At 72.4% G+C, this 24346-nt stretch carries 22 protein-coding genes; 15 read left to right on the top strand and 7 right to left on the bottom strand.

Annotation, left to right across the window (positions count from 1 at the left end; translation table 11 throughout):
• Nucleotides 1–36: 36 nt before the first annotated feature.
• On the bottom strand, nt 37–489 hold the full coding sequence (locus HUO13_RS32875; RefSeq protein ID WP_211898791.1) for a flavodoxin family protein: 453 nt from the start codon (nt 487–489) through the stop codon (nt 37–39).
• Between the two features lie 237 nt (nt 490–726).
• On the opposite strand from HUO13_RS32875, the gene HUO13_RS32870 reads away from it, so the two are divergent.
• The gene (locus HUO13_RS32870) at nt 727–1530 is read left to right on the top strand and encodes an SAM-dependent methyltransferase (protein ID WP_211898790.1); all 804 of its coding nucleotides are present in this window, start codon (nt 727–729) and stop codon (nt 1528–1530) included.
• A gap of 9 nt (nt 1531–1539) precedes the next feature.
• Here HUO13_RS32870 and HUO13_RS32865 read toward each other — a convergent pair whose 3' ends face one another.
• The 3 genes from HUO13_RS32865 to HUO13_RS32855 form a co-directional block, all read right to left on the bottom strand.
• Nucleotides 1540–3198, bottom strand: coding sequence for a phospho-sugar mutase (locus tag HUO13_RS32865; protein ID WP_211898789.1), 1659 nt, complete (start codon nt 3196–3198; stop codon nt 1540–1542).
• 1 nt (nt 3199) lies between these two features.
• Nucleotides 3200–3997, bottom strand: a complete 798-nt coding sequence (locus tag HUO13_RS32860; RefSeq protein ID WP_211898788.1) for a purine-nucleoside phosphorylase — start codon at nt 3995–3997, stop codon at nt 3200–3202.
• Between the two features lie 178 nt (nt 3998–4175).
• Complete coding sequence (locus HUO13_RS32855) at nt 4176–5849, bottom strand: serine/threonine-protein kinase (RefSeq protein WP_211898787.1); 1674 nt, start codon at nt 5847–5849, stop codon at nt 4176–4178.
• A 514-nt stretch (nt 5850–6363) separates the two neighbouring features.
• Here HUO13_RS32855 and mbhE point away from each other — a divergent pair.
• The 7 genes from mbhE to mnhG are packed head-to-tail and all read left to right on the top strand — an operon-like array spanning nt 6364 to nt 12327.
• Complete coding sequence (mbhE, locus tag HUO13_RS32850) at nt 6364–8688, top strand: hydrogen gas-evolving membrane-bound hydrogenase subunit E (protein WP_211898786.1); 2325 nt, start codon at nt 6364–6366, stop codon at nt 8686–8688.
• On the top strand, nt 8685–9230 hold the full coding sequence (locus HUO13_RS32845) for an MnhB domain-containing protein (RefSeq protein ID WP_211898785.1): 546 nt from the start codon (nt 8685–8687) through the stop codon (nt 9228–9230). Before mbhE ends, HUO13_RS32845 begins: the two co-directional genes overlap by 4 nt.
• Complete coding sequence (locus HUO13_RS32840; RefSeq protein ID WP_211898784.1) at nt 9227–9640, top strand: Na(+)/H(+) antiporter subunit C; 414 nt, start codon at nt 9227–9229, stop codon at nt 9638–9640. The genes HUO13_RS32845 and HUO13_RS32840 overlap by 4 nt, the downstream gene beginning before the upstream one ends.
• Nucleotides 9637–11172, top strand: a complete 1536-nt coding sequence (locus HUO13_RS32835) for a Na+/H+ antiporter subunit D (RefSeq protein WP_211898783.1) — start codon at nt 9637–9639, stop codon at nt 11170–11172. Before HUO13_RS32840 ends, HUO13_RS32835 begins: the two co-directional genes overlap by 4 nt.
• Nucleotides 11165–11710, top strand: a complete 546-nt coding sequence (locus HUO13_RS32830; RefSeq protein WP_211898782.1) for a Na+/H+ antiporter subunit E — start codon at nt 11165–11167, stop codon at nt 11708–11710. Before HUO13_RS32835 ends, HUO13_RS32830 begins: the two co-directional genes overlap by 8 nt.
• 3 nt (nt 11711–11713) lie before the next feature.
• Nucleotides 11714–11980, top strand: a complete 267-nt coding sequence (locus tag HUO13_RS32825) for a monovalent cation/H+ antiporter complex subunit F (RefSeq protein WP_211898781.1) — start codon at nt 11714–11716, stop codon at nt 11978–11980.
• Entirely contained in the window at nt 11977–12327 is a 351-nt protein-coding gene (gene mnhG / locus HUO13_RS32820; protein ID WP_211898780.1) for a monovalent cation/H(+) antiporter subunit G, read from the top strand. Before HUO13_RS32825 ends, mnhG begins: the two co-directional genes overlap by 4 nt.
• A 14-nt stretch (nt 12328–12341) precedes the next feature.
• Here mnhG and HUO13_RS32815 read toward each other — a convergent pair whose 3' ends face one another.
• Nucleotides 12342–12644 carry a hypothetical protein gene (locus HUO13_RS32815; protein WP_211898779.1) on the bottom strand — a complete coding sequence of 101 codons (303 nt, stop codon included), beginning with the start codon at nt 12642–12644 and terminating at the stop codon, nt 12342–12344.
• A gap of 128 nt (nt 12645–12772) precedes the next feature.
• On the opposite strand from HUO13_RS32815, the gene HUO13_RS32810 reads away from it, so the two are divergent.
• The 5 genes from HUO13_RS32810 (at nt 12773) to HUO13_RS32790 (ending at nt 18432) form a co-directional block, all read left to right on the top strand.
• Entirely contained in the window at nt 12773–13702 is a 930-nt protein-coding gene (locus HUO13_RS32810) for an aminoglycoside phosphotransferase family protein (RefSeq protein WP_211898778.1), read from the top strand.
• Nucleotides 13703–14049: 347 nt separating this feature from the next.
• Complete coding sequence (locus tag HUO13_RS32805) at nt 14050–14370, top strand: hypothetical protein (protein ID WP_211898777.1); 321 nt, start codon at nt 14050–14052, stop codon at nt 14368–14370.
• Between the two features lie 402 nt (nt 14371–14772).
• On the top strand, nt 14773–15978 hold the full coding sequence (locus HUO13_RS32800; RefSeq protein ID WP_211898776.1) for a M20 family metallopeptidase: 1206 nt from the start codon (nt 14773–14775) through the stop codon (nt 15976–15978).
• On the top strand, nt 15975–17327 hold the full coding sequence (locus HUO13_RS32795; RefSeq protein ID WP_432757796.1) for a M20 family metallopeptidase: 1353 nt from the start codon (nt 15975–15977) through the stop codon (nt 17325–17327). The genes HUO13_RS32800 and HUO13_RS32795 overlap by 4 nt, the downstream gene beginning before the upstream one ends.
• A 511-nt stretch (nt 17328–17838) precedes the next feature.
• Nucleotides 17839–18432, top strand: coding sequence for a hypothetical protein (locus tag HUO13_RS32790; RefSeq protein WP_211898775.1), 594 nt, complete (start codon nt 17839–17841; stop codon nt 18430–18432).
• Nucleotides 18433–19597: 1165 nt separating this feature from the next.
• Here the strand turns inward: HUO13_RS32790 and HUO13_RS32785 are convergent.
• A complete protein-coding gene (locus tag HUO13_RS32785; protein ID WP_211898774.1) occupies nt 19598–21073 on the bottom strand; it encodes an FGGY-family carbohydrate kinase in 1476 nt (491 codons plus the stop codon).
• Nucleotides 21074–21248: 175 nt separating this feature from the next.
• Between HUO13_RS32785 and HUO13_RS32780 the strand changes: the two genes are divergently transcribed.
• The gene (locus HUO13_RS32780; RefSeq protein ID WP_211898773.1) at nt 21249–21989 is read left to right on the top strand and encodes an HAD family hydrolase; all 741 of its coding nucleotides are present in this window, start codon (nt 21249–21251) and stop codon (nt 21987–21989) included.
• A complete protein-coding gene (locus HUO13_RS32775) occupies nt 21989–23422 on the top strand; it encodes an FGGY-family carbohydrate kinase (RefSeq protein WP_211898772.1) in 1434 nt (477 codons plus the stop codon). Before HUO13_RS32780 ends, HUO13_RS32775 begins: the two co-directional genes overlap by 1 nt.
• A gap of 127 nt (nt 23423–23549) precedes the next feature.
• On the opposite strand, the gene HUO13_RS32770 is transcribed toward HUO13_RS32775, so the two are convergent.
• Complete coding sequence (locus HUO13_RS32770) at nt 23550–24335, bottom strand: DeoR/GlpR family DNA-binding transcription regulator (protein WP_211898771.1); 786 nt, start codon at nt 24333–24335, stop codon at nt 23550–23552.
• Nucleotides 24336–24346: the final 11 nt, after the last annotated feature.

The raw sequence follows: 24346 nt of genomic DNA, 5'->3' as shown, positions 1-24346 counted from the left end.
GTCACGGCGGGATCGCCGAATTCGCGGCCGAATTCGCTAGGGCATCAGGCCCGCGGCGACCGTGGCGCCGAGCTCCCAGCACGCCTGCAGGTCCTCCTTGCCCGGCTCCCCGGTCACCGACACGTTGGGGGTGGCCTTCTCCCAGCCCAGGCCGGTGGTGACCGACTCGATCCCCCGGACCGCGCCGGTGGTGTCGTTGTTGCCGTGCACGTACAGGCCGTACGGGCGGCCCTTCGTCGAGTCCAGGCACGGGTAGTAGGCGAGGTCGAAGAACACCTTCAGCGCCCCGCTCATCATCCCCAGGTTGGCGGGCGTGCCCAGGACGTAGCCGTCGGCGGCCAGCGCGTCGGACGGGGTGGCCTCCAGCGCGGCTCGGCGGACCACCTCGACGTCCTCGATCTCCTCGGTCGTCGCGCCGGAGATGACCGCTTCGAGCATGGCCTGCAGGTTCGGCGACGGCGTGTGGTGGACGATCAGCAAACGGGGCACGTCGCGAGGGTGCCGCCTGCGGCGCCCTCGTGCAACGCCTACCGGTTGTGACACCGCGCCTGCTACCAACGGCCGCCGCCTTGCGCCCTCCGGGGCGCCGGTAATCATTCTTCTGGGCGCATCCCTCCGGGTCGTGTTCGGCTGTACGGTGGTCGATCAATCACCCGGTCGCGGCAGCGGTTCCCGCGGTTCACCCGCCCGGCCGGTGAAGGAGTGAACGACCCGGCGAGGTGGCTGATGGCCGAGGAAGCGCAGTGGGTTCCGGCGAGCATCGACGTGGAGGTGCCGAGCGCGGCGCGCGTCTACGACTTCCTGCTGGGCGGCGGGCACAACTTCGCCGCTGACCGCGCGGTGGGGCACAAGGTCCTCGAGGTGCAGCCGCAGGGACGCCGGATCGCGGCGTCGAACCGGGCTTTCCTGCACCGCGCCGTGCAGTACATGGTCGACGAGGGCATCACGCAGTTCCTCGACCTCGGTTCGGGCATCCCCACCGCGGGCAACGTGCACGAGATCGCGCAGAAGGCCGACCCGGACTGCCGCGTCGTCTACGTCGACTACGACCCGGTCGCGGTCGCCCACAGCGAGCTGCTGCTCAAGGACGACCCGCGCACCGTCGTCGTCGACGCCGACCTCTGCGAGCCGGAGGCGGTGCTTGAGTCCGCCGCGGTGCGCGAGCACCTCGACTTCAGCAGGCCGATCGGACTGCTCACCGTCGCGATCTTCCACTTCGTGGCCGACGACCGGGACCCGTGGAAGATCCTCTCCCGCTACCGGTCCGCGCTGGCCCCGGGCAGCCTGGTGGCGCTGTCGCACCTGACCGCCGACCAGATGCCCGGCGAGATGGCCGCGGTGGTCGAGGCGATGAAGCACAGCCGCGACCCGATGTACTTCCGCACCTACTCCGAGGTCGTCGCCATGTTCGAGGGCCTGGAGCTGGTGGAGCCGGGCGTGGTCAGCGCCCCGGTGTGGCGCTTCGCCTGGGACGCCGACGAGGAACCGCCGCAGGACGGCGTCTACGTCGGCGTCGGCCGCAAGAGCTGACCGGCCGCGTCAGGAAGCGACCAGCTCGGTCACCGCCGTCTCCAGCTCGGCGAGCCGCTGCGCCGCCTGGCGCTTGGCGGTGCCGATCGTGCCGCAGGTGACCTGCTCGACCACCTGCAGGTAGCACTTGAGCTTCGGTTCGGTGCCCGACGGCCGGATCACCACCCGGAGTCCGCCGGCGCCGGTCACCACCAGCGCGTCGGTCTCGGGCAGCAGGTCCTGGACCTCCACCGGTGAACCGGCCAGCTCGGCGGGCGGCTGCCGCCGGAGCCCGCGCATCGTCTCGGCGATGACGCCCAGGTCGGTCACGCGCACCGAGACCTGCCCGGTCTGGTGCACGCCGTGGGAGATCGCGAGCGCGTCGAGCAACCCGGCGATGCTTCGCCCGTCGGCGGCGACGTGCGCGGCCAGGTCGCAGGCCAGCACCGCGGTCGCGATGCCGTCCTTGTCGCGCACCCACTCCGGGTCCACGCAGTGGCCGAGCGCCTCCTCGTAGGCGTAGACCAGGCCGGTGCCCGCCCCGTCGCCCGCGCGCACGAGCCACTTGAAGCCGGTCAGCGTCTCGTCGTAGCGGGCGCGGAACTCCTGCGCGATCGAGCGCAGCATCGTCGAGGAGACGATGGTGGTGGCGACCAGCGGGTCCGGGTGCGCCTGGCGGTCCAGCGTCGACAGGATGTGCTGAGCGAGCAGCACGCCGGTCTCGTCGCCGCGCAGCATCCGCCAGCCGCCGTCCTCGCGGATGCCCAGTGCGCAGCGGTCGGCGTCGGGGTCCAGGGCGATGGCCAGGTCGGCATCGATCTCGGCGGCCAGCGCGAGCAGCGCGTCGGTCGCTCCCGGCTCCTCCGGGTTCGGGAACCCGACGGTGGGGAAGTCCGGGTCGGGTTCGGCCTGCGACGCCACCAGGTGCACGTCGTCGAACCCGGCGCGTCGCAGCGCCTCGCGCAGCGGCGTCGCGCCGACCCCGTGCAGCGCCGTCGCGGCTATCCGCAGCGGCCGCGGGGAGCCCTTCGCCAGTTCGGCCACCCGCGCCAGGTAGTCCTCCAGGGCGCTGTCGTGGACCGAGTAGTCCTGGCTGCGCGGTACCGAAGCGGCGTCGGGGGTCCGCGCGATGGCCTCCTCGATCTCGGTGTCGGCCGGACCGACCAGGTGCACGCCGCCGCGCAGGTAGAGCTTGTAGCCGTTGTCCTGCGGCGGGTTGTGGGAGGCGGTGATCTGGATGCCCGCCACCGCGTCGAGCGCCCGGGTCGCGAACGCGAGCACCGGCGTCGGCAGCGGCGCGGGCAGCACCCGCACGTCGAAGCCGGCGGCGGCGAGCACTCCGGCGGCGTCGGCGGCGAAGTCCTCGGAACCGTGCCGCGCGTCGCGGCCGACCACCACGATCCCGCCACCGTGGCCCCGGTCGCGCAGCCACTCCGCGACACCGGCGGTGGTGCGCACGACCACCGCGCGGTTCATCCCGTTGGCACCGGCTCGCACCGGGCCGCGCAGACCGGCCGTGCCGAAGGTCGGCATGCCCGACATCCGGTCGGCGAGCTCGGCGGCGGCATCGGCGGAACCCGAGCCGGCCGCGCCGACCAGCTCCCGCAGCTCGTCCCGCGCCCGCGCATCGACGTCACCGGCGACCCAGCGTTCGGCCGCCTCCCGCACCTGGGGGTCCAGACCGCTCAACTCAGGCCCGTTCCACCAGCGACCGCAGCAGCCCGCCCATGCGGCCTGCCGCCGCCCGGCCCGCGTCGAGCACCTCCTGGTGGCTCAGCGGCTCACCGCTGAGACCGGCCGCCAGGTTCGTCACCAGCGAAAGGCCGAAGACCTCGGCTCCCGCGGCGCGGGCGGCGATCGCCTCCAGCACGGTGGACATGCCGACCAGGTCGACGCCGAGGCCGCGCAGCATGCGGATCTCGGCGGGCGTCTCGAAGTGCGGACCCGGCAGCCCCGCGTAGACGCCCTCCTCGAGCGTGGAGTCGATCTCGCGGGCGATGCCGCGCAGCCGCGGGGAGTACAGGTCGGTCAGGTCGACGAAGTCCGCGCCCACCAGCGGCGAGCGCGCCGTCATGTTGACGTGGTCGCTGATCAGCACCGGCTGCCCGACGAACATGCCCTCGCGCAGGCCGCCTGCCGCGTTGGTCAGCACGATCGTCCGGCACCCTGCCGCGGCGGCGGTGCGCACCCCGTGCGCGACCGGCTCGACGCCCTTGCCCTCGTACATGTGGGTGCGCCCGAGCATCACCAGCACGTGCTTGCCCGAGACCGGCACCGACCACACCTTCCCGCTGTGGCCGATGGCGCTGGGCGGGGCGAAGCCCGGCAGGTCGGACATGTGCATCTCGGTCTCGGCAGCGCCGATCTCCTCGGCGGCGGGCTGCCAGCCCGAACCGAGCACCACTGCCATGTCGTGCCGTTGGATGCCGGTGGCGTCGGCGATCGCCGAGGCCGCCGCGTGCGCGTCGGTGGTAGTCGTAGCCGTCACGGTGCAGAGCTTAGTGGCGCGCGCGTGGCGGCGAATGCGGTGTTCACCCCGCTCGCGCGGGCGAACGGTCATGCGCGCGGAAGGTCGTACGGATCCCGGGTGCACGGGTGAACGCGGCGTCCGTCCGGCCCACCACGGTCCGTTCCACTGTGTCCACAGTGAACTGACGGCGGTCCTGCTAGGAGAAGCGGCGGAAGGTGGGCACCACGGTGTCGAACAGTTCCTGGCCCTTCGCGGCGTTCTCCGCGGGAACGGTCACCCGCACCAGCCACAGGTCGTCGCCGCCGCGGATCAGCCTCGCCACCGTCGAGCGGCTCAGCCTGCCCTGCCCGCCGGTCAGCGGAACCTCCACCGAGGTGTAGTTCAGCCGCCGCTCGCCCGCGTCCATCGGCTCGGCCACCTCGGAGTGCAGGGTGAACAGGCCCTTGGAGCCCGCCGCCATCTCCGGCAGCGCGGCCAGGTAGTCGGCCACGTCGTGGCCACCGCGGAAGAAGCCGCCGAAGCGTTCCACGGCGACCTCCCTCCTGCCGTCGGGCGAGACGAACGAGACCGCCTTGCTGTTGGTCAGCTCGTCGCGTTCACCCTGGAAGACCGTCCAGTCCTCGGCCACGGTGATCTCGAAGGCCCCGGTGCCCGAATCCGACGAGTGCTGCGTGTCGAGCCGCACCGGGACGAGTTTCGGGGACGGCCGGGCAGCTGGCGGCGCGGGCAACACGGTGTCCCCGGCGAGAGTGCGGGCCGCGGCGAAGCCGCCCGCCAGCGCGAGGGTGAAGACCACGACCGCGGCCAGGCCCAGCGCGGTGGCTGCCAGCGGCGAACGGTGCCGCACCGGTGGCGGCGCGGGGGCGTTGAGCATGAACGGCAGCACGCCCGGGTCGCTCGCGAGCGGCGCGGGAGCGGGCTCGCGCTCGGTTTCCTGGCGGCGCGGCACGGCCTGCGCGGGACGCCGCACCCGGACCGTCGGCGCGTCCGGGTCGAGCAGCATCGCGAACGGGCGGGCACCCGGCTCCGGCATCAGGTGCCGGATCCGGCGGCGGACCTCGGTCAGCGACATCCGCTCGGCGGGGTCCTTGACCATCAGGCCCGCGATCACCTCGCCGACCGGTCCCGGCCGGGCACTGGAGGGCACCGGCCCGCGCACCACCTCGGTGACCGTGGCGACCGGGTCGTCACCGGCGTCGTAGGGCGGCCTGCCCTCCGCGGCGGCGAACAGGGTGGCGCCCAGCCCCCACAGGTCGGCCGATGCGGTGACCCCGTCGCCGGAGGCGATCTCCGGCGCGATGAACGCCGGGGTGCCGAGCATGATCCCGGTCCTGGTGATCGTCTGCTCGGAGATGTTGCGGGAGATGCCGAAGTCGCTGAGCTTGATCCGCCCGTCGTCGCCGATCAGCACGTTGCCGGGCTTGACGTCGCGGTGCACGATCCCGGCGCGGTGGGCGGCCTCCAGCGCGGAGGCGACGCCGTCGGCGATCAGCGCGAGCTGCTGGTCGTCCAGCGGTCCGTGCTCGTCGAGGACCGCGGCCAGGCTCTGCGAGGGCACCAGCTCCATCACCACGAACGGCTCGCCCGCCTCGCGGGCGACGTCGTAGAGCGTCACGACGTTGGGGTGGGTGACCACCGCGATGGCCCGCGCCTCCCGCAGCGCGCGCTCGCGCAGCTCGGCGGCCTCCTCCTCCGGCATGCCCGGGGGAAGCCGCACCTCCTTGACGGCGACCGGCCTGCGCAGCAGCTCGTCGACGGCCGACCACACGGTGCCCATCGCACCGCCGCCGAGCCGGCTTTCCAGGCGGTAGCGGTCGGCGATGAGCCGGCCCGCGCCGGCGAGGGTCGTGTCGTCGTCTGGTGTGGGCACGCCGACATTCTCCACGGGGCACCCGGCCCGCTGTGGCGAAACCCGCAAGGTCGGCGCGGGTGAGCTGGTGCGTCGCTCACCTGGAAAGCCGCCTTGATCACGCGGCGTGATCAAGGCGCGCTTGGTCGCCGTGACCGCGTTACAGGTAGTGAAGTTTCCCACGCCCGCCCCGGCGCCACCGCGGCCCGCGAAACCGCGCAAGGTCATTTCGCCGCAACGAAAAAATGGCTCTGACCGGCCCGGATTTCCCCGCGAGAGCGATCACGCGGGATTGGCCCCGACTGGGGCGTTTCGGATAACTTGGGCGCTGATCGGACCGTGCTGACCGTCTGGCCCGAGCCTTCTCAGCCGACACCCGCGTGCCGGCGTCGAACGTCGCCACCTAACCCGATGCGGTGAAGTGGATCGACACTCGTTGTCACGGTGCGCCCGAGGTGGCGGTGGCGAACAATCCCGATGGCCGGGTGTTGGTGGGTCGCGTTCGCCGTACTGCCGGCCGCCTGAGGAGGTGCCTTTGCTCGCGTTCGTCGTCGTGCACCTGCTGGTCGCCCTCGCACTCGTGTTCGTCGCCCGCCGCAACACCCGCGCCGCCTTCCTCGTCGCGGCCGTGCCGCCCGCCGCGGCGCTGGGCTGGGTGCTGGCGAAGTCCGGGCCGGTGCTCTCCGGCCAGGCCGTCGACGAGGTGGTCGAGTGGGCGCCGGCGATCGGCCTGGAGCTGGCCTTCCGGCTGGACGCGCTGGGCCTGCTGATGACGGTTCTGGTCGCGGGCATCGGGGCGCTCGTGCTGGTCTACTCGGCCTGGTACTTCCACGCGGGCAGCGGTGACGCGCGGCGCTCCGCGCCGCTGCTGCTCACCTTCGCCGCCGCGATGCTCGGTCTGGTGCTGGCCGACGACCTGATCACCGTCTACGTCTTCTGGGAACTGACCACCATCTGCTCGTTCCTGCTGGTCGGGCAGGCCGGCGTGAGCCGGGAGTCGCGGCGTTCGGCGATGCAGGCGCTGATGATCACCAGCCTCGGCGGCCTCGTCATGCTGCTCGGTTTCGTCGTGCTCGGCGACACCGCGGGCACCTTCCGGATCTCGGAGCTGGTCGCGCACCCGCCCGCCGGACCCCAGGTCGCGGTGGCCGCCGTGCTGATCCTGGTGGGCGCGTTCACCAAGTCCGCGCAGATCCCGTTCCACAACTGGCTGCCCGCGGCGATGGTCGCGCCGACGCCGATCAGCGCCTACCTGCACGCCGCGTCGATGGTCAAGGCGGGCGTGTTCCTGGTCGCCCGGCTCGCGCCGGTCTTCGTCGGCGTCGTGCAGTGGTGGCTGCCCGCCGTGCTGTTCGGGCTGGCCACCATGCTCGTCGGCGGCTGGCGGGCGATGTTCGAGACCGACCTGAAGAAGCTGCTCGCCTACGGCACGGTCAGCCAGCTCGGCTTCATCATGGTGCTGGTCGGCGCCGGAACGCCGACCGCCGCGATGGCGGGCGCCACGATGCTGCTGGCCCACGGCATGTTCAAGGCGACGCTGTTCCTGGTCGTCGGCATCGTCGACCACAACGCGGGCACCCGCGACGTCCGGGAGCTCTCCGGGCTGGGCCGCGCGGTGCCGTCGTTGAACGCCGTCGCCTGGCTGGCGGCGGTGTCGATGGCCGGCTTGCCTCCGACGCTGGGCTTTCTCGGCAAGGAGGCCGCCTTCACCGCCTACCTCCGCCACGAATGGGTGCTGGCCGGACTGGTCGTGGGCTCGATGCTGACCGTCGCCTACACCGCGAGGCTGCTGTGGGGCGCGTTCTCCACCAAGCCCGGTGTGACGCCGACCGAGGTCAAGCCGGTCGGGCCGGGGCTGCTGCTGCCGACCGCGGTGCCCGCGGTCGTCGGTCTGGTGCTCGGCGTGGTTTACGGGGTGCCCGACCACCTAGCCGCCGCCTACGCGTCGCAGTTCGGCCCCACCACCTACCACCTCGCGCTGTGGCACGGCGTGAACGTGGTGCTGGTGTGCACCGCGCTCGCGCTGGCGGGCGGCGCGCTGCTGCACGCGGTCCGCTTCCGGCTGGCCGCGTTCCGCCGCGATCTGCCCAGACCGCTGGACGCCCAGCGCGGCTACGAGCGGGTGATGGGGCTGCTGGAGCGGGTCGCCGTCGGCGTGACCGGCAGGCTGCAGGTCGGTTCGCTGCCGACCTACGTCGCCATCATCCTGCTGACCGTCCTGGCCGTCCCCGGCAGCGCGCTGCTGCTGAACGCCGGCGTCCCCGAGGACCTGCGGTTCGTCGACAACCTGCTCCAGGTGCCCCTGGCGATCGTGGTCGTCGTCGCGGCCGTCGCGGCGCTGCGCTCGCACCGCAGGCTCACCGCGATCCTGATGGTCGGCGTCGTCGGCTACGGCATCGGCGGCCTGTTCATCGTCGACGGCGGACCCGACCTGGCGCTGGCGCAGTTCCTGGTCGAGACGCTGACGCTGGTCGCGTTCGTGTTCGTGCTGCGCAGGCTGCCCGCCCACTTCTCCACCGGGGAGACGACGCTGCGGCTGCCGAAGATGCTGCTCGCCGCGGCGGCCGGGACCTTCATCGCCTTCGCCGCGCTGATCTTCAGCTCCGCTCGCCAGGTGCCGCCGGTCAGCCACTCCTACCTCGCGCGGGCGGAGGAGGGCGCCGGGGCCACCAACGTCGTCAACTCGATCATCGTCGACTTCCGCGCCTTCGACACCGTCGGCGAGATCTCGGTGCTCGCGGTGGCCGCCACCGGCGTGGCGAGCCTGATCCTGGCTTCGCGCTTCGAGCGGCGCAAACGCAGCTCCCGCGCCACAGCGGTCGTCCGGCAGGAGAAGCAGAAGGAGGAGGTGCGCGATTGAGCCCCGACACCAAGACCCGGTCATGGATCGGGTGGGACGCCCCGCGCGAGCGGTTCCTGCTGACCGGCTTCCTGCGGCCCGGCCAGGAGCGCACCGTGCTGCTGGAGCTCACCGCGCGCATCGCGTTCCCGACCGTCCTCGTGCTGTCGCTGTACCTGCTGTTCGCCGGGCACGACCGGGCGGGCGGCGGCTTCAGCGGCGGGCTGGTCGCGGGCCAGGCGTTCGTGCTGCGCTACCTGGCGGGCGGCCGGCTCGACGACAGCTCCACGGTGCCGCTGCGGCCGCCGGTGCTGATCGGCATCGGCCTGACCATCGCCACCGTCGCCAGCTTCGTGCCGCTGCTGGCAGGTGGGCAGGTGCTGGAGAGCGCCATCTACAAGTTCACCCTGCCGCTGCTGGGCCAGATCAAGCTCGTCACCAGCGTCGTGCTCGACACCGGGGTGTACCTGCTGATCGTCGGCGTCGTGCTGGACCTGCTGCGGACGCTGGGCTCGGGCATCGAGGCCGACGTCGACGCCGCGGCGAGGGAGCAGGCCCGATGACGATCAACCTGACGATGGCCTTCGTGCTCGCCGTGCTGTACTCGGTGGGCTTCTACCTGATCATGCAGCGCTCGCTGATGCGGATCCTGGTCGGCATCGTGATCCTCGGCCACGGCGCCAACCTGATGCTGCAGACGGTCGGCGGCCCGCCGGCCAAGGCGCCGATGCTCTTGGTCACGCCCCCCGGGGAGATGGCCGACCCGCTGCCGCAGGCGCTGGCCCTGACCGCGATCGTGATCACCTTCGCGCTGACCACCTTCCTGCTCGCGCTCGCCTACCGGTCCTGGATGCTGCTCGGCCACGACGAGGTCCAGGACGACGTCGAGGACCGCCGGATCATGCGCCTGGAGCGCAGGCTCGCCGAGTCCGACGAGGCCGAGGAGGAGTTCGAGGAGGAGGTGAGCAGGTGACCGTGCTGGTGGCTCTGCCCGTGCTGCTGCCGCTGGCCGCGGCCGCGCTGTCGCTCGCGCTCGGCCGCTTCGCCGACGTCCAGCGGGTGATCGGCATCGTCGTGCTCGGCGTGATCATCGCCGACGCCGCCGTGCTGCTGCACATCTCCGACGCGCACGGGCCGCTGGTGCTGCAGATGGGCGGCTGGCCCGCCCCGATCGGCATCAGCCTGGTCGCCGACCGGTTGTCGGCGCTGCTGCTGCTGGTGTCGTCGGTGGTCACCTTCGCGGTGCTGATCTACTCGATCGGGCAGCGCGTCGCCGACTATGGCCGGGAACGCTCCAGCACCACGTTCCACCCGATGTACCTGATGCTGTGCGCGGGCGTGTCGCTGGCGTATCTGACGGGCGACCTGTTCAACCTCTTCGTCGCGTTCGAGATCATGCTGTCGTCGTCGTACGTGCTTATCACCCGGCGCACGACGAGCGTGCGCATCCGGGCGGGGATGACCTACACGATCGTCAGCCTGGTCTCGTCGCTGCTGTTCATCACGATGATCGCGCTCGTCTACGCCTCGACGGGCACGATCAACCTGGCCGACCTGGGCGCCAAGGCCGACGCGCTGCCCGACGGCCTGACGGTCGCGCTCGGCCTGCTGGTGGTGATCGTCTTCGGCGTCAAGGCCGCGATGGTGCCGCTGCACTTCTGGCTGCCCGACAGCTACCCGACCGCGCCCGCGCCGGTCACGGCCGTGTTCGCCGGCCTGCTGACCAAGGTCGGCATCTACGCGCTGATCCGCACCCAGACCCTGGTGTTCCACCACCACGAGAGCTGGAAGCTGATGCTGGGCATCGCGCTGATCACCATGACCGTCGGCGCGCTCGGCGCCCTGGCGCAGAACGACCTCAACCGGATGCTGTCCTTCCTGCTGGTCAGCCACATCGGGTACATGCTGTTCGGGCTCGGCGTCTACGACGTCGCGGGCCTGACCGGGGTGATCCTCTACGTGGTGCACCACATCACCGTGCAGGCGACGCTGTTCCTGGTCAGCGGTCTGATCACGCGGCACACCGGCACGGTGGCGCTGAGCCGGATGGGCGGGCTGGCCAAGGCCGCGCCGCTGGTCGCCGTGCTGTTCGCGCTGCCGGCGCTGAGCCTGGCGGGCGTGCCGCCGTTCTCCGGCTTCGTCGCCAAGCTCGCGCTCCTGGAGGCCGGTGTCGGCGCCGGCACCGCCGCGGCGTTCGCCGTCACCGCGGGCGCGGTGCTGACCAGCCTGCTCACCCTGTACGCCATGGCGAGGGTCTGGACCCGCGCCTTCTGGGGCCAGGTCCGCGCCCCCGAGCCGGACCCGGACCCGACCGACGAGCTCGTCGTCGGCACCGGCACCTCGTCGCCGCCGATGGTCGTCGCGACCGGCGTGCTGGTCGCCTCCAGCGTGGCGATCGCGGTGCTCGCCGGGCCGCTGGCCGCCATCAGCGAACGCGCCGCGACCGACCTCATGCACGGCGAGACGTACCGGACGGCGGTGCTGGGAGGTGTCGCTCATGAGTAGGCGCAAGCGCCTGCTGCGTCGCGTGCCGCTGCTGGTCTGGCTGACGCTGGTGTGGGTGATGCTCTGGGGCACCCTCGACGCGGGCACCGTGTTCTTCGGCGTGATCGTGGCGCTGCTGGTGTCGGCGGTGTTCCCGATGCCGCCGATCACGACCAACATCGTCGTCCGGCCGCTCCGGCTGGCGCAGCTGGTGCTGTACCTCGCGTGGGACCTGCTGATCTCCACGGCCAGGGTCGCGTGGCAGGCCGTGCGCTACGGGCCCGGCACCAAGGCAGGCATCGTCGCGGTGACGATGCTGACCGACTCCGACCATCTGACCGCGATGGTGGCCAACGCGGTTTCGCTGGCGCCGGGCAAGTTCGTCATGCAGATCGACCGCGCCAACCGCATCTGCTACGTCTACGCGCTCGGTATGGGCGAGCACGACGCCGAGGCGGTGCGCCGCGACGTGCTGGGCCTGGAGGCGAAGGTGGTGCGGGCCGTCGGCTCGCCCGCCGAGGTGGCGATGGTCGAGGCGCACCCGAAGGCGGAGGGCTGAGCGATGTCCGTGGTTTTCGCGATCACCTTCGCACTGTTGTCGGTCGCCGGGCTGCTGGTGATCGTCCGGCTGCTGCGGGGCAGGACCACGCTGGACCGGATAGTCGCGGTCGACGTGTTCGTCACGCTGATCGTCGCGTCCGCCTGCGTCGGGATGGGCTACCTGCAGGACGCCTCGAACATCGCACTGCTGCTGGCGTTCGCGCTGCTGGCGTTCATCGGCTCGGTGAGCGCGGCGCGGCTGGTGGAGCGGAAGGAGCCGTACCGGTGAACTGGATCGACGTGGTCTCGGCCGTCCTGATGATCGGCGGCGCGCTGTCCTGCCTGCTCGGCGCGATCGGCCTGCTGAGCTTCCCCGACGTGGCGGCCCGGCTGCAGGCCGCGACCAAGCCGCAGACGCTCGGGCTGATCCTGGTGCTGATCGGTGCCGCGTTCCAGCTCGGCTTCCCGGAGGCGCTGGCGCTGGCCCTGGTGGGACTGTTCCAGATGCTCACCGCGCCGATCGTCGCCCAGCTCGTCGGACGCGCCGCCTACCGGGCCGACAGCATCCGCCGCGACACGCTGGTCATCGACGAGCTCGGCGAACGGCTCGACCGCGAGCGCAGCTCCGCGAGGTGAGCCCCCGGGGCGGCTCAGTCGGCCACCGCCCGGTCCGTGATCGGCGGGGCGGCGCGGGCGCGTTCGAGCAGGGCGCGGATGGCGTTGACCGCGTCGGGATCGCGGTCGGCCAGCCAGGTCAGCGTCGCCTGGTCCCGGGTGTCGAGGTCGAGTCCCGCCAGCGGGGCGCGCAGCAGCGCCAGGTTGGTCCGGCAGCGGCGGCTGCGGGCCTCCGCGGCGATCACCTGCCCGTCGCGATCCGGCGTCATCGGATCCACCTGGCCGCGCCGCCTGAGTACGGCCAGCATCTCGCCTAGCGGTTCGTCGGTCCAGTTCATGCGGGCTCCTTGCTGTGCAACACCAGGATGGCCGCGCGCCGTTCACTCGAAAGAGAACAAAGTCCCGGCGGCGAGGTCCTGACCTCGGGATCTGCGCCACATGAGCGGATTCGGGCAAGCTCGCAACGGTGGACGACCTCCTGCCACCCGACCTCCCCATCTTCGCCGAGATGCGGCACAACGACTCGCAGCGCGAATGGCTGGCACGATTGCCCGGGATGATCGCGGAGCTGCGCGACCGCTGGTCGGTCGACCTCGGCGACCCCATCCGCGGCGGGAGCTGCTCCTGGGTCGCTCCCGCGTCGCCGCCGGACGGCGCCCGCGCGGTCCTGAAGATCACCTGGCCGCACCGCGAGATGGCGGGGGAGGCGGAAGCCCTGCGCCTGTGGGACGGCGTCGGTGCGGTGCGCCTGATCCACCACGCCCCGGACCTCTCCGCGCTGCTGGTGGAGCGCTGCGAGCCCGGCACCGCGCTGGCCGAGCACGACGGCACGCCGGAGGAGCTGCTGACCATCGCCGCCAACGCCCTGCGCGACCTCTGGCGCCCGCCGGCTGCGGGCTCGGGGTTCGAACGGGTCGCAGACGTCGCCGCCGAGTGGGCCGACGAGGTCGAGGACCGCATGCGCCGCCACCGGCCCGGCATCGATCCGGGGCTGGTCGCGCTGGGAGCGGACCTGTTGCGCGAACTGCCGCGCACGGCCGAGCGCGAGGTCGTCGTGCACGGCGACTTCAACCCGGGCAACCTGCTGGCCGCGCACCGCGACGGCGGCCGGCTGGCGATCGACCCCAAGCCGATGATCGGCGACCCGGCCTACGACCCGTGGCCGCTGCTGGAGCAGATCGACGACCCCTTCGATCACGACGACCCCGGCGTGCCGCTCAAGGAGCGGTTCGCCCTGGTGGCCGACGTCCTCGGGGAGGACGTCCGGCGCCTGCAGGCGTGGTCGGTCGCCCGTCAGGTCGAGACGGCCCTGTGGTGCGTCGAGCACGGCGAGGCGAAGGACGGCGCCGGGGTGATGGACTGCGCACGGGTCGTCGCCGACCTCGCCGGCCTGTGATCGGACCCGGAGACGCGCAGCGCCGGTGGCTCGTCGGCGCGTCGGTGTGCGGTGCCGGGGTCGGTGAGCCACGCCGTGCCGGGGCCTGGCGGTGTTCGGCTCGTCCCGACCCTTGTGCGGCCGCCCATCCGGCGGACGCCATCATGGTCAGGGCTGCACGACGGCCGGGCGGGGGTGCCAGGCGGCGCGTGCGGACGAGCGGCTGCCCGTCGACCACTGCGACGTTCCGGGGTAAGTCGGACGCATCGAGTTACGGGAGCCGGTGCATATGATCAAATGAACCGGTAAGGGTGACCACGTCGGGGTGACCCGGCAACGCTGTGCTTGGGGAAGGGTGTGCTGCCATCATGTCGCGGACAGCCCATGCGCTCGCAGTCCTCGTGATCGGCTGCCTCTTCGTCCTGGCTCCCGCGGCGGTCGCTGCCGACGCGCGCCACGCCGTTTCCGCAGGCCAGGCCGTGCTCGCCCAGACCCCCGCCCCGCCGCCGGGCCCGGGCCAGCAACCGGGCCAGGGCCAGCAGCCAGGTCAGCAGCCGGGCCCCCAGCAACTTCCCGAACGTCAGCGCTTGGCGATCGGTGTGACCGGAGCGGTCATCCTGGGCCTGGTCTTCATCTCCCGGAAAGTGCGCGGCAAGCCGGTGTTCTTCGTGCAGTGGAAGAAGAAGTGAAACCGCGAAAAGAGTCCGAGCGGTCTGTTTTCACGACATTCTTTCGGAAGATTTCCGGCCATGGACTAGACCTGGCGGCGAACCTGTGGGATTTTCACAACCGAGCGTGAGCGGCTAGCGAACCCGTCCGCCTGCTCCGCGAACAACGTGCGAGTGGCTGGGGCATGAGCCCCCACAGACGTGGGTCGGCACCGGGAAGCCCCCCGACCGGTGCCGACCCACACCCTCACGTCCGGATGCTTTCTTAGGTCGGGCCGAATCGTTTTCGGCCGCTCGCCGCAAGACCCGTACCGGTGGGCTTCTCAAGACGTGGTCGGCCCCGCGCGAAGCGTTCTCGTCGTGCAGGATGGGCCGCAAATGAGTACTGGTCCCAACCACCGAGATGACGCTCGAACCGATTCGTTGCGCGCCACCTGCCAACGCACCGTGCAGTGCGCCGAGCAGGAGCTGACGGAACTCTCGCGCTCCATCCACGCCGAGCCCGAGCTCGCGTTCTCCGAGCACCGCAGCGCCGCCAAGATCGCCGAGCTGATGCGCTCGCACGGCTTCGACCTGCGACTTCCGGTGGCCGGCCTGGACACCGCGTTCGTCGCCGAATACGGCAGCGGAGAGCTGGTCGTCGGGGTGTGCGCCGAGTACGACGCGCTGCCGGAGGTCGGTCACGCCTGCGGGCACAACATCATCGCGGCCGCCGGCGCCGGAGCGGCCCTCGCGCTGGCCGCGGTGGCCGACGACCTCGGCATCACCGTCCGGCTGATCGGCACCCCGGCCGAGGAGACCGGCGGCGGCAAGGTGCTGATGCTGGAGCGCGGCGTGTTCGACGACGTGGCCCTGGCCATGATGGTGCACCCGGGCCCCGAGGAGGTGTGCCGACCGGGTTCGCTGGCGATCACCGACCTCGAGGTCCGCTACTCGGGACGTGCGGCGCACGCCGCGTCGGCCCCGGACCTGGGCGTCAACGCCGCCGACGCGATCACCGTCGCCCAGGTCGCCATCGGCCTGCTGCGCCAGCACCTCGAGCCCCGGCAGATGGTGCACGGTATCGTTACCGCAGGTGGCGCTGCGCCGAACATCGTGCCCGCGGCCACCGCGGCGGTCTACAACCTGCGAGCCGCCGAATCGCACTCCTTGCAGCGCTTGGAGAACCGCATTCGAGCCTGCTTCGAGGCGGGCGCGACCGCGACCGGGTGCGCCGTCGAGGTCGTGCAGGTGTCGCCGGTGTACGCCGAGCTGGACACCGACGAATGGCTGTCGGAGGCGTACCGGGCGGCGATCACCGAACTCGGGCGCGAACCGCTCGACCGGTCCGCGGAGCGCGACCGCATCATCGGCAGCACCGACATGGGCAACGTCACCAGGCGGCTGCCCGCGATCCATCCGATGATCTCGGTGGACTGCGGTGCGGCGGTCAACCACCAGGCGGAGTTCGCCGCCGCCTGCGCGTCGCCCTCGGCGGACCGCGCGGTGGTCGACGCGGCAGTGGCGATGGCGTGGACCGGCGTGGCCGCCGCGACCGACCCGGACCAGCGGGTCCGGCTGCTGGCCGCGGCGCAGGGACGGCCGGGTGCTTCAACAGAAGAGTTCTTCGCGTCGGGAGGCGTGGCGTGACGGTAGTGGATTCGGATCCAGGGCAGTTCCCGAACGGGCGTTCCGCGGTGCCGGGAGACGGCTGGGACACCGCCGAGCGGGTCGCGGTGCTCGACGGGCCGACCACCGGCATCGGCAGCACCATGTCCAGCGTGGGGTCCAGTGTGGAATCCGCGGTTGAGGACATCGGTGCGGGGCACGGACCGACCTGGCTGGACGCCTGGATCGAGGACAACGCGCACCGGGTGGTCGCGTGGCGCCGGCACATCCACGCCCACCCCGAGCTCTCCCGCGCCGAGCACCGGACCACGGCCTTCCTGTCCGACCGGCTCGCCCGAGCCGGCCTCAACCCCAAGCTGCTGCCCGTCGGCACCGGGCTCATCTGCGACATCGGCCCCGACACCGCGGCGCGCACCGTCGCGCTTCGCGCCGACATCGACGCCCTGCCGCTGACCGAGGCGACGGGTCTGCCGTATTCCTCCACAGTGGATGGTGTCGCGCACGCGTGCGGGCACGATGCGCACACCACGATCCTGCTCGGCGCGGCGTCGGCGCTGGCCGACGCGCCGGAGCTGCCCGGGCGGGTGCGGCTGATCTTCCAGCCCGCGGAGGAGGTCATGCCCGGCGGCGCCCTCGACGTGCTCAACGCGGGCGGCCTGGAAGGCGTGGACAGCATCTACGGCCTGCACTGCGACCCGCGCCTGCCGGTCGGCAAGATCGGCACCAGGGTCGGCCCGATCACCTCGGCGAGCGATCTCATCGAGCTGCGGCTGACCTCGCCGGGCGGGCACACTTCCCGCCCGCACCTGACCGCCGACCTGGTGCACGCGCTCGGCACGGTCATCACCGGCCTGCCGACCCTGCTGTCGCGCCGGATCGACCCGCGCACCGGCACCGTGCTGGCGTGGGGCGCGGTGCACGCGGGCGAGGCGGCCAACGCCATCCCGCAGTCCGGCGTGCTCACGGGCACGCTGCGCACCGGCGACCGGGACACCTGGGCGGAGCTGGAACCGCTGATCCACGAGCTCGTGCACAGCCTGCTGGCACCGCTGGGCGTCGGGTTCGACCTGCACCACCGCCGCGGTGTGCCGCCGGTCGTCAACGACGCGGCGAGCACCGAGATCATGCGCGCGGGCATTACCGCAGCCCTCGGCGAGCAGGCCCTGACCGGGACCCCGCAGTCCTCCGGTGGTGAGGACTTCGGCTGGTACCTGGAGCACGTGCCCGGCTCGTTCGCCCGGCTCGGCGTGCACTCGAACGTCGTGCGGCCCAAGGACCTGCACCAGCCGACCTTCGAGCTGGACGAGCGGGCCCTGCTCGTCGGAGTCCGGGCCATGGTGGGAACGGCCCTGCGCGCTCTGGAGAACTGACAGACGCTGCCGCGTCTGGCCCCCGCGGGCCCGGCTTCACCCGAACGAGGTGAATCCACAGGCGGTGTTCGGGCCTCTTTTATGTATGCGCCCGAACACCGCTCACCCCGAAACCCTCACCGACCGTCCGACCGGCCGTGCCGCTGGCCGTGCAGTTGGCTGTGCCGTCGACCGCGTCGCCGCCCGCCCCGCGGACCGCGCTGTCGACCGCGTCGCCGACCCGTCAGCACGTCCGTCGGCCCACCGCCCGGTCGAGCCAGTGCCCACCGATCTGTCTGTCCGGATTGGACAGGTAGCCCGCAGCAAAGCACCCGTGACTCTCTCGGATTGCCATGAGAGCCCGAAAGACTCCCGGCTGTCATCCGGTACTGGTACACCGTCCAAACCCGACGGGACGGACTCCGAATACGGACCATCTCCAGGGCGAAATCCCGGGCCGGACTCCAGTCCTGAGGGGGCTGCCGAAACGTCATGCTCAGCGAAGAGTGCTCCTGCCCAGCCCTGTGGCGCGATGCTGCGTGCGGAGGCTGAGCAGCTGCTCGGTGGCGACGAACTCGCTGCCGCGCTCGAAGATCGGCGGCTTGTCGAGCTGTGGCCGGGTGTCGTGTTGCCAGCCGCACTCGAGCACGATCCGCGCACCCGAGCACGCGCCGCTCTCCTCCGTGCGGGACCGGCCGGTGTGCTGTCGGGCGCAACGGCCGCTGCCATGCACGGCTGCGTGGCGGCGGCCGGACCGGTCATCCATGTCACGATCCCGTATTACCGCGAGAAGCGCTCCGTCCCCGGGCTGACGTTCCACCAGGCATGGATCCGCGAGGAAGACGTGGTGGAGCTGGACGGCCTGCGCGTCCACGCGCTCGACGTCGCGATCGCGGATCTGCTCTGCACAGGTCCGCAACGAATGGCCCTGGCCTGCCTGGAGCAGGCACTGGCCGGTCTCGGCGAGCGCGGACCGCATTTCCGCGCACTGGTCGAGCAACGCCTCGCCCGACGCCGCGACCGCCGGGGCACACGACAAGCCGCCGCACTCCTCGAACTGGCATGGACCGAATCGCCTGGCCGCCAGCTCCCGTCGCAGGAAGGAGGACTCGCGATGGCGTCCTGACACCCGATACCCGTCACGTCGAGCCGTACCGGTGCACTCCATCTGCCAGCGCGCACAGGTGAGCGCCGCGCCGGTCCAGCCGCGCGCCGGTCCAGCCCCGCGCCGGTCGAGCCATGAGCCGGTCCAGCCGCGCGCTGGTCAAGCCCCGCGCCGGTCGAGCCATGCGCCGGTCGAGCCATGCGCCGGTCCATCCGCGCGCGGGTCCAGCCGCGTGTCGGCGATCGGCGGTGCCGGGGCTCGGAGTTGCAGGGGTGCCACTGCTGGAGTTGCCGCGCCGGGAGTTGCCGCCTGCGGGAGTCGCGAGCAGCCGGGCTCGCCTCTTCCGGACTCGCCAGCCGGACGGCACAGCGCCGGAGCCACTACCTGCGGAGCACCGCCGTGCTGGGGTCGCCAGTAGTCGGCCCGTGACCGTGGTGGGGCGCCGGTAGTCGACTCGTCACCGTGTCGGGACTGCCAGCAGCGATTCGCGGGCGTGCTGGGGCCGCCAGCACTGGAAGTCGTCACCCGGCCGGAGTTTGTCGCCGAGGCGGGAGCTGCCCTTGGGCGGCTACTTCGGCCAGGGGCGAATACGACCGCCCCGCGTCGGCCCGCCCGCTGCCTGTCGCGTCGGCTCACCCCGTCGTGCTCCGCGTCGCCCGGGCTCGCACCGTTCCACCGCCGCTTGGCCCTGCCCGCCGCTCTACCTGCGCTCACTCAGTGAGTGATGCCGCGCCCGGGGCAACCAACGCCGGGCTGCCCCGCGCCGGCCCGTCCCCGCCGCTGCCGCCCTGCTCGTTCCGTGGGTGGAGCTGCCCGCTACGCTGGGCTGCCCGCGCCGGTCCGCCCCACGCAGTTGCCGCGCCGCTTGCTCCGTGGAGCGGTGCCGCGCGTCCGGGCTGCCCACTACGCCGGTCCGCCCAGCGCAGGTCCCGCCCCGCTCGCTCAGTGACCGGTGTCGCGCTCGGAGTAGCCCGCAACGCCGGGCTGCCCCGCGCCGGTCCGTCCCCGCCGCCGCTCCGCCCGCTCCGCGAGCGGAGCTACCGCGTTCCCCGCTCGCGCCGCTCGCTGCGCACCGGGAGCCGTTGCTCCGCCGGACTGCCGCACCCGGAGCTACCGCGCCGCAGGTGGCCGCTGCGCCGCCCCGCCGCCGGTCGCCGCTGCGCCACCCCGCGTCCGTGCCCCTTCGTCAGTCCGCTGGGCGGAACCAGTGCGCTGTCCGGGCGGCGTTGCGGGCGGCGAGGAACCGGGTGTAGGCGTCGTCGTAGCGGGGGCGGTTCGCCGGGAGCGGGTCCACGGGGTCGGAGGTGCCGACCAGGTCGGCGGCGACCTCGGGGATGGTCCGTCCTTCCAGCACCGCGTGGGCGGTGACGGTCGCGCCGCGTGCTCCGGCCTGCGCGTCGGAGGTCCGCACCACGGGCAGTCCGGTCGCGTCCGCGATGACCTGGCGCCAGAGGGGGTTCGCCGAGCCGCCACCGGTGAGCCGCAGCTCCGTGGGGGTGGCCGTGCTCGCGTCGAGGCACTCCCTGATGACCAGGGCCAGGCCCTCGAGGCACGCTCGGGCGATCTCCGCCGGGCCGTGCTCCAGGCTCAGCCCGTGCAGGCTGCCTCGCGCACGCGGGTCGTAGAACGGCGCCCGCTCTCCGCCCGGCGAGAGGTAGGGCAGCATCAGCAGGCCCTCGCTGCCGGGCTCGGCGTTCTCGGCGAGCGCGGTGAGGTTCTCGGGGTTCGGCAGCCCCAGCATGCGGCAGGTCCACTCGACGACCTCGGTGCCGGCGAGGGTCGCGTAGGCGAGCATCCAGCGCTGCGGCATCGGCGTGCGCAGCGACATGCCCACCGGGCTGCGCTCGAGGCGCGGGCTGTCGCTGAGCACCTCGGTGCACACCGTTGTCCCCAGGATCGTGCACGCCTGCCCGGGCTTGGTGGTTCCGGCACCGATGGCGGTCGAGATGACGTCGTAGGCGGCCAGCACCACCGGCGTTCCGGCGGGGACGCCCAGGCGGCGCCCGGCGGCTTCCGTCAGCGGTGCGACGCGCTGCTCGCCGTCCACGACCTCCGGCAGCAGCTTCCGCGCCCAGTCGAGTCCGAGCTTGGTCAGCACCGCGTCCGAGTACTCGCCGCTGCGGGCGTCCAGGAACGGGTTCGAGGCCTCGGAGACGTCCTGCGCGAGCCGCCCGGTCAGGCAGCGGTAGAGCCATCCGCCGCACGTCAGGACCTTCGACGCCGAGGCGAGCCGTCCGGGTGCGTGTTCGGCGAGCCAGGTGAGCTGCGCGTGCGGCAGCCCCGCGAAACCGACCGAGCCGTTGATCTCGAACAGCTCGTCGAGAATCCCGCTGCGGGCCCAGCCGGCAGCAGTGCCCGCGGCTCGGGCGTCGTTCCACAGCATCGCGGGCCCGACCGGACGGCCGTCGGCGTCGACCAGCCAGCATCCGTCGCCCTGCGCGGTCACGGCCACCGCCCGCACGTCCTGCCCGACCGCGGAGACGAGTTCGGCGACGGTGGTCGCGACGGCTTCCCACACCTCGTCCATGTCCTGCTCGGCCCACCCCGGTTCGGGGTGCACGACCCTGGTCGGGCGCCGGACGACGGCCAGCTCCACGCCGTCGTCGGCGTAGGCGACGGCCTTCACGACGGACGTGCCGGCGTCGATGCCGATCGTGATCACGACCGCTCCTCCCTGGTGGCCGCTCGGGCATCGGACCTGCCCCGACGCCTCGAAGCACAAACATCACAGCAGTAGGTGTTATAAATGGCAAGAGTTGTGTTAAATCTAGCGGTAGAGTTGAGATGAAGGCCGTTGCGCTCGGCAGGCGCGAGTGGCCAAGCGAGGAGGACGCACTGTGCCGGACCAAGCTTCACCGCAGGTCAACGCGGACATCGGTCAGGACGCCGGGCGCGGCGCGCCGATCGAGCTCGTGCTGCTCGACGTCGGCGGTCCGATCTACGACGACGTGACCTACCGCGACGCGCTGTGGCGGGCCACCCGCGAACTGGTGGCCGAGCGCGGCGGCGAGGTCGCCGAAGACGAGTTCCAGCGGGTCTACGACGAGCGCAGGCAGGCGCAGAGCGGCTCGCTGCGCACCGCCGTGGCCGAACGGTTCCTGGAGCCGGGCGACCGGCAGCGCCTGTCCGACCTCGCCGACGCCTACTGGGTCTACCCGCCGTCCGCGCTGCACTCCGACGTGCTCCCGGTGCTGCGCGCGCTTTCCGGCAGGTACGCGCTCGCGGTCGTGGCCAACCAGCGGGCGGTGGTCGTCGACGCGCTCCGCAGGGACGGGGTCGCCGACTTCATCGACCACTGGGCGATCTCCGAGGTCGTCGGCGCCTCCAAGCCCGACCCCGCGATCTTCCAGCACGCGCTCGACGCGGCGGGCGTCGACGCGAGCCGCGCGGTGCACGTGGGCAACCGGCTCGACACCGACGTCCGCGGCGCCCGCCGGCTCGGCCTGCGAACCGTGTGGGTGGTGCGCGGAGAGGCGCCGCCGGAGCCGACGCCTGAGCAGCTCGCCGAGCCCGACGTCTCGATGTTCACGATGGCCGACCTGCCCGCCGCTCTCGAGCGGTTGCAGGAGGCGCGGTGATGGGCGAGTTGGTCGCGGGAGTGGACATCGCGACGGCGAACGTCCGCGTGCAGGTCCACGACCCTTCGGGCGCGCTGGTCGCGGCGGCGTCCCGCCCGCTGCCGCAGCCGGTGCGCTCGTCGGGCGGCCGTTCCGAGCAGGACGCCTCGACGTGGTGGCCCGCGGTCCGCGACTGCCTCGGAGAGTGCACCGCTGCGCTCGGAGAGCGGTCGTCCGGCATCGCCGCGCTCGCGGTGTCGGCGACCTCGGGCACCGTCGTGCTCGTCGACCGGCACGGCGACCCGGTCACCCCCGCGCTGATGTACGACGACCGGCGGGCCGGCGCGGAGGCGTTGACGGCGGCCGAGGCGGGCGCCCGGCGGTGGGCTCGGATCGGCATCCGGCCGTCAGCGGGGTCCGGGCTGGCGCGCATCGCGCGGCTGGCGTCGGACGCCCCGGACGAGGCGGTGCTGGCCTGCCACACACCTGACGTGATCGGGTGGAAGCTCGTCGGGCGCCCGGTCGCCACGGACTCCAGCCACGCGCTCAAGAGCGGCTACGACGCAGTGGCCGGTGAATGGGCATCGGAGGTCTTCGACGCGCTCGGGGTCCCCGCGACGCTACTTCCCGAGGTCGTGCGGCCGACGACCGTGCTCGGCGCGGTGAGCGCGCAGGCCGCCGAGCTGACCGGCCTGCCGGTCGGCTGCGAGGTCCGGGCGGGCATGACCGACGGCTGCGCCGGTCAGCTCGCCTGCGGTGCGGTGGACGTGGGGCAGTTCGTGACCGTGCTGGGCACGACCCTCGTGCTCAAGGGCGTGTCGAAGCAACTCGTGCGCGACCCGGCCGGAGCGGTCTACAGCCACCTGCATCCGGACGGCGTGTGGCTGCCGGGCGGAGCCGCCAACGTCGGCGGAGCGGCACTGTCCGATGTGGACGCGGCGGAGCTGCGCTCGCTCGACGAGGCCGCGACGGAGCGCGGGCCCTCGGGGGTGGTGAACTACCCGCTGCGAGGTGAGGGCGAGCGGTTCCCGTTCCTGGCCGAAGGCGCGCGCAGCTTCGTGCTCGGCGAGCCCGCGGACCGGGTCGACGAGTTCCGCTCCAGGCTCGAAGGTGTCGCCTTCTGCGAACGGCTGGCGGTGGAACGCCTCGCCGAGCTGGGCGCACCGGCCGAGGGGCCGATGCGCACCGCTGGCGGCGGAGCGCGCAGTCTCGCGTGGTGCCGGATCCGTGCCTCGGTGCTGGACCGGCCGGTGGTGCGGATGCGGGACGCCGGAACAGCTCTGGGCGCGGCGCTGCTCGCGGCAGCCGGTTCGGTCCACCCGGACCTCAGCCGCGCCGCGGCGGCGATGGTCCCCACGGGCGAGGTCGTGGAGCCGGAAGCTGCGGAGGTCCCCGCCCTGGAGGCGTCCTACCAGCGCTTCCTGGCCGAACTGCGCGAGCGCGCCTGGCTCTGACCCTGGGGCGGTCCGGTAAGCGCGCTCAGAGCTGGACGCTCAGGTGCGCCGAACCGCATTGACGCCGCCTGCCTGGGAGCACCTGATCACGGCTCGTCGAGGTACCCGGCTCCGTGTGCCGTCCCGGTCAGCCTTCGGCGACCTCGACCGCGACCTCCGCCAGCCGCAGGTCCTCGACGGTGGCCTCCGGGGTGTCCGCGTCGACGATGACGACGTCGAACTCGGTCAGCGGCGCCAGTTCGTGGACGGCGCGGCGTTCGAACTTCGAGTGGTCGAGCAGCAGCACCCGCTTCGCGGTGGTCCGCATCAGCGCCCGCTTGACCTGAATCGTCTCCTGCGACCGGTGCAGGCAGTGCCCCTCGACGACCGCCGTCGTCGACATGAACAGCACGTCGGAGCGCATGGTCAGGGCCATGTCCGCCGCGTGCAGCCCGAGGAAGGCGTCGTAGTCGGGGCGGTAGTCCCCGCCGAGGCCGATCACGTGCAGCCCGGGCTCACCGCCGAGCAGGCTGATCACCGGCAGGAAGTTGGTCACCACCGTCAGCGGGCCCAGCGAGGTGAGGCGGTTCGCCACGGCCAGCGCGCTGGTGCTGTCGTCCAGCGCGACTACCTGACCTGGGGATACGTGTTGCAGGGCGTGTGCGGCGATGCTCGCCTTGGCCTCGGCGGCGTCGCTCATGCGCGCGCGCAGCGAGGTTTCCAGCACGGCCGTCGGAGTCGACGTCGCGCCACCTCGCACCTTGCGCAGCCAGCCCTGCTCTTCGAGCACGTCCAGGTCGCGGTGGATGGTCATCCCGCTGACGCCGTGCTCGGCGGCGAGCTGTTCGATCTTCACGTAGCCGCTGTCCAGCACCTCGCGGCGGATCTGCTCCCGGCGCTGGAGCTGGTTCACCGGCATGCCTGCGTCGGCCACGCGCACCCCTC

The organism is Saccharopolyspora erythraea (genome assembly GCF_018141105.1).
GTDB lineage: Bacteria > Actinomycetota > Actinomycetes > Mycobacteriales > Pseudonocardiaceae > Saccharopolyspora_D > Saccharopolyspora_D erythraea_A.
Note: the sequence above shows the minus strand (reverse complement) of the source record. Positions and strands in the feature narration are given on the sequence as shown.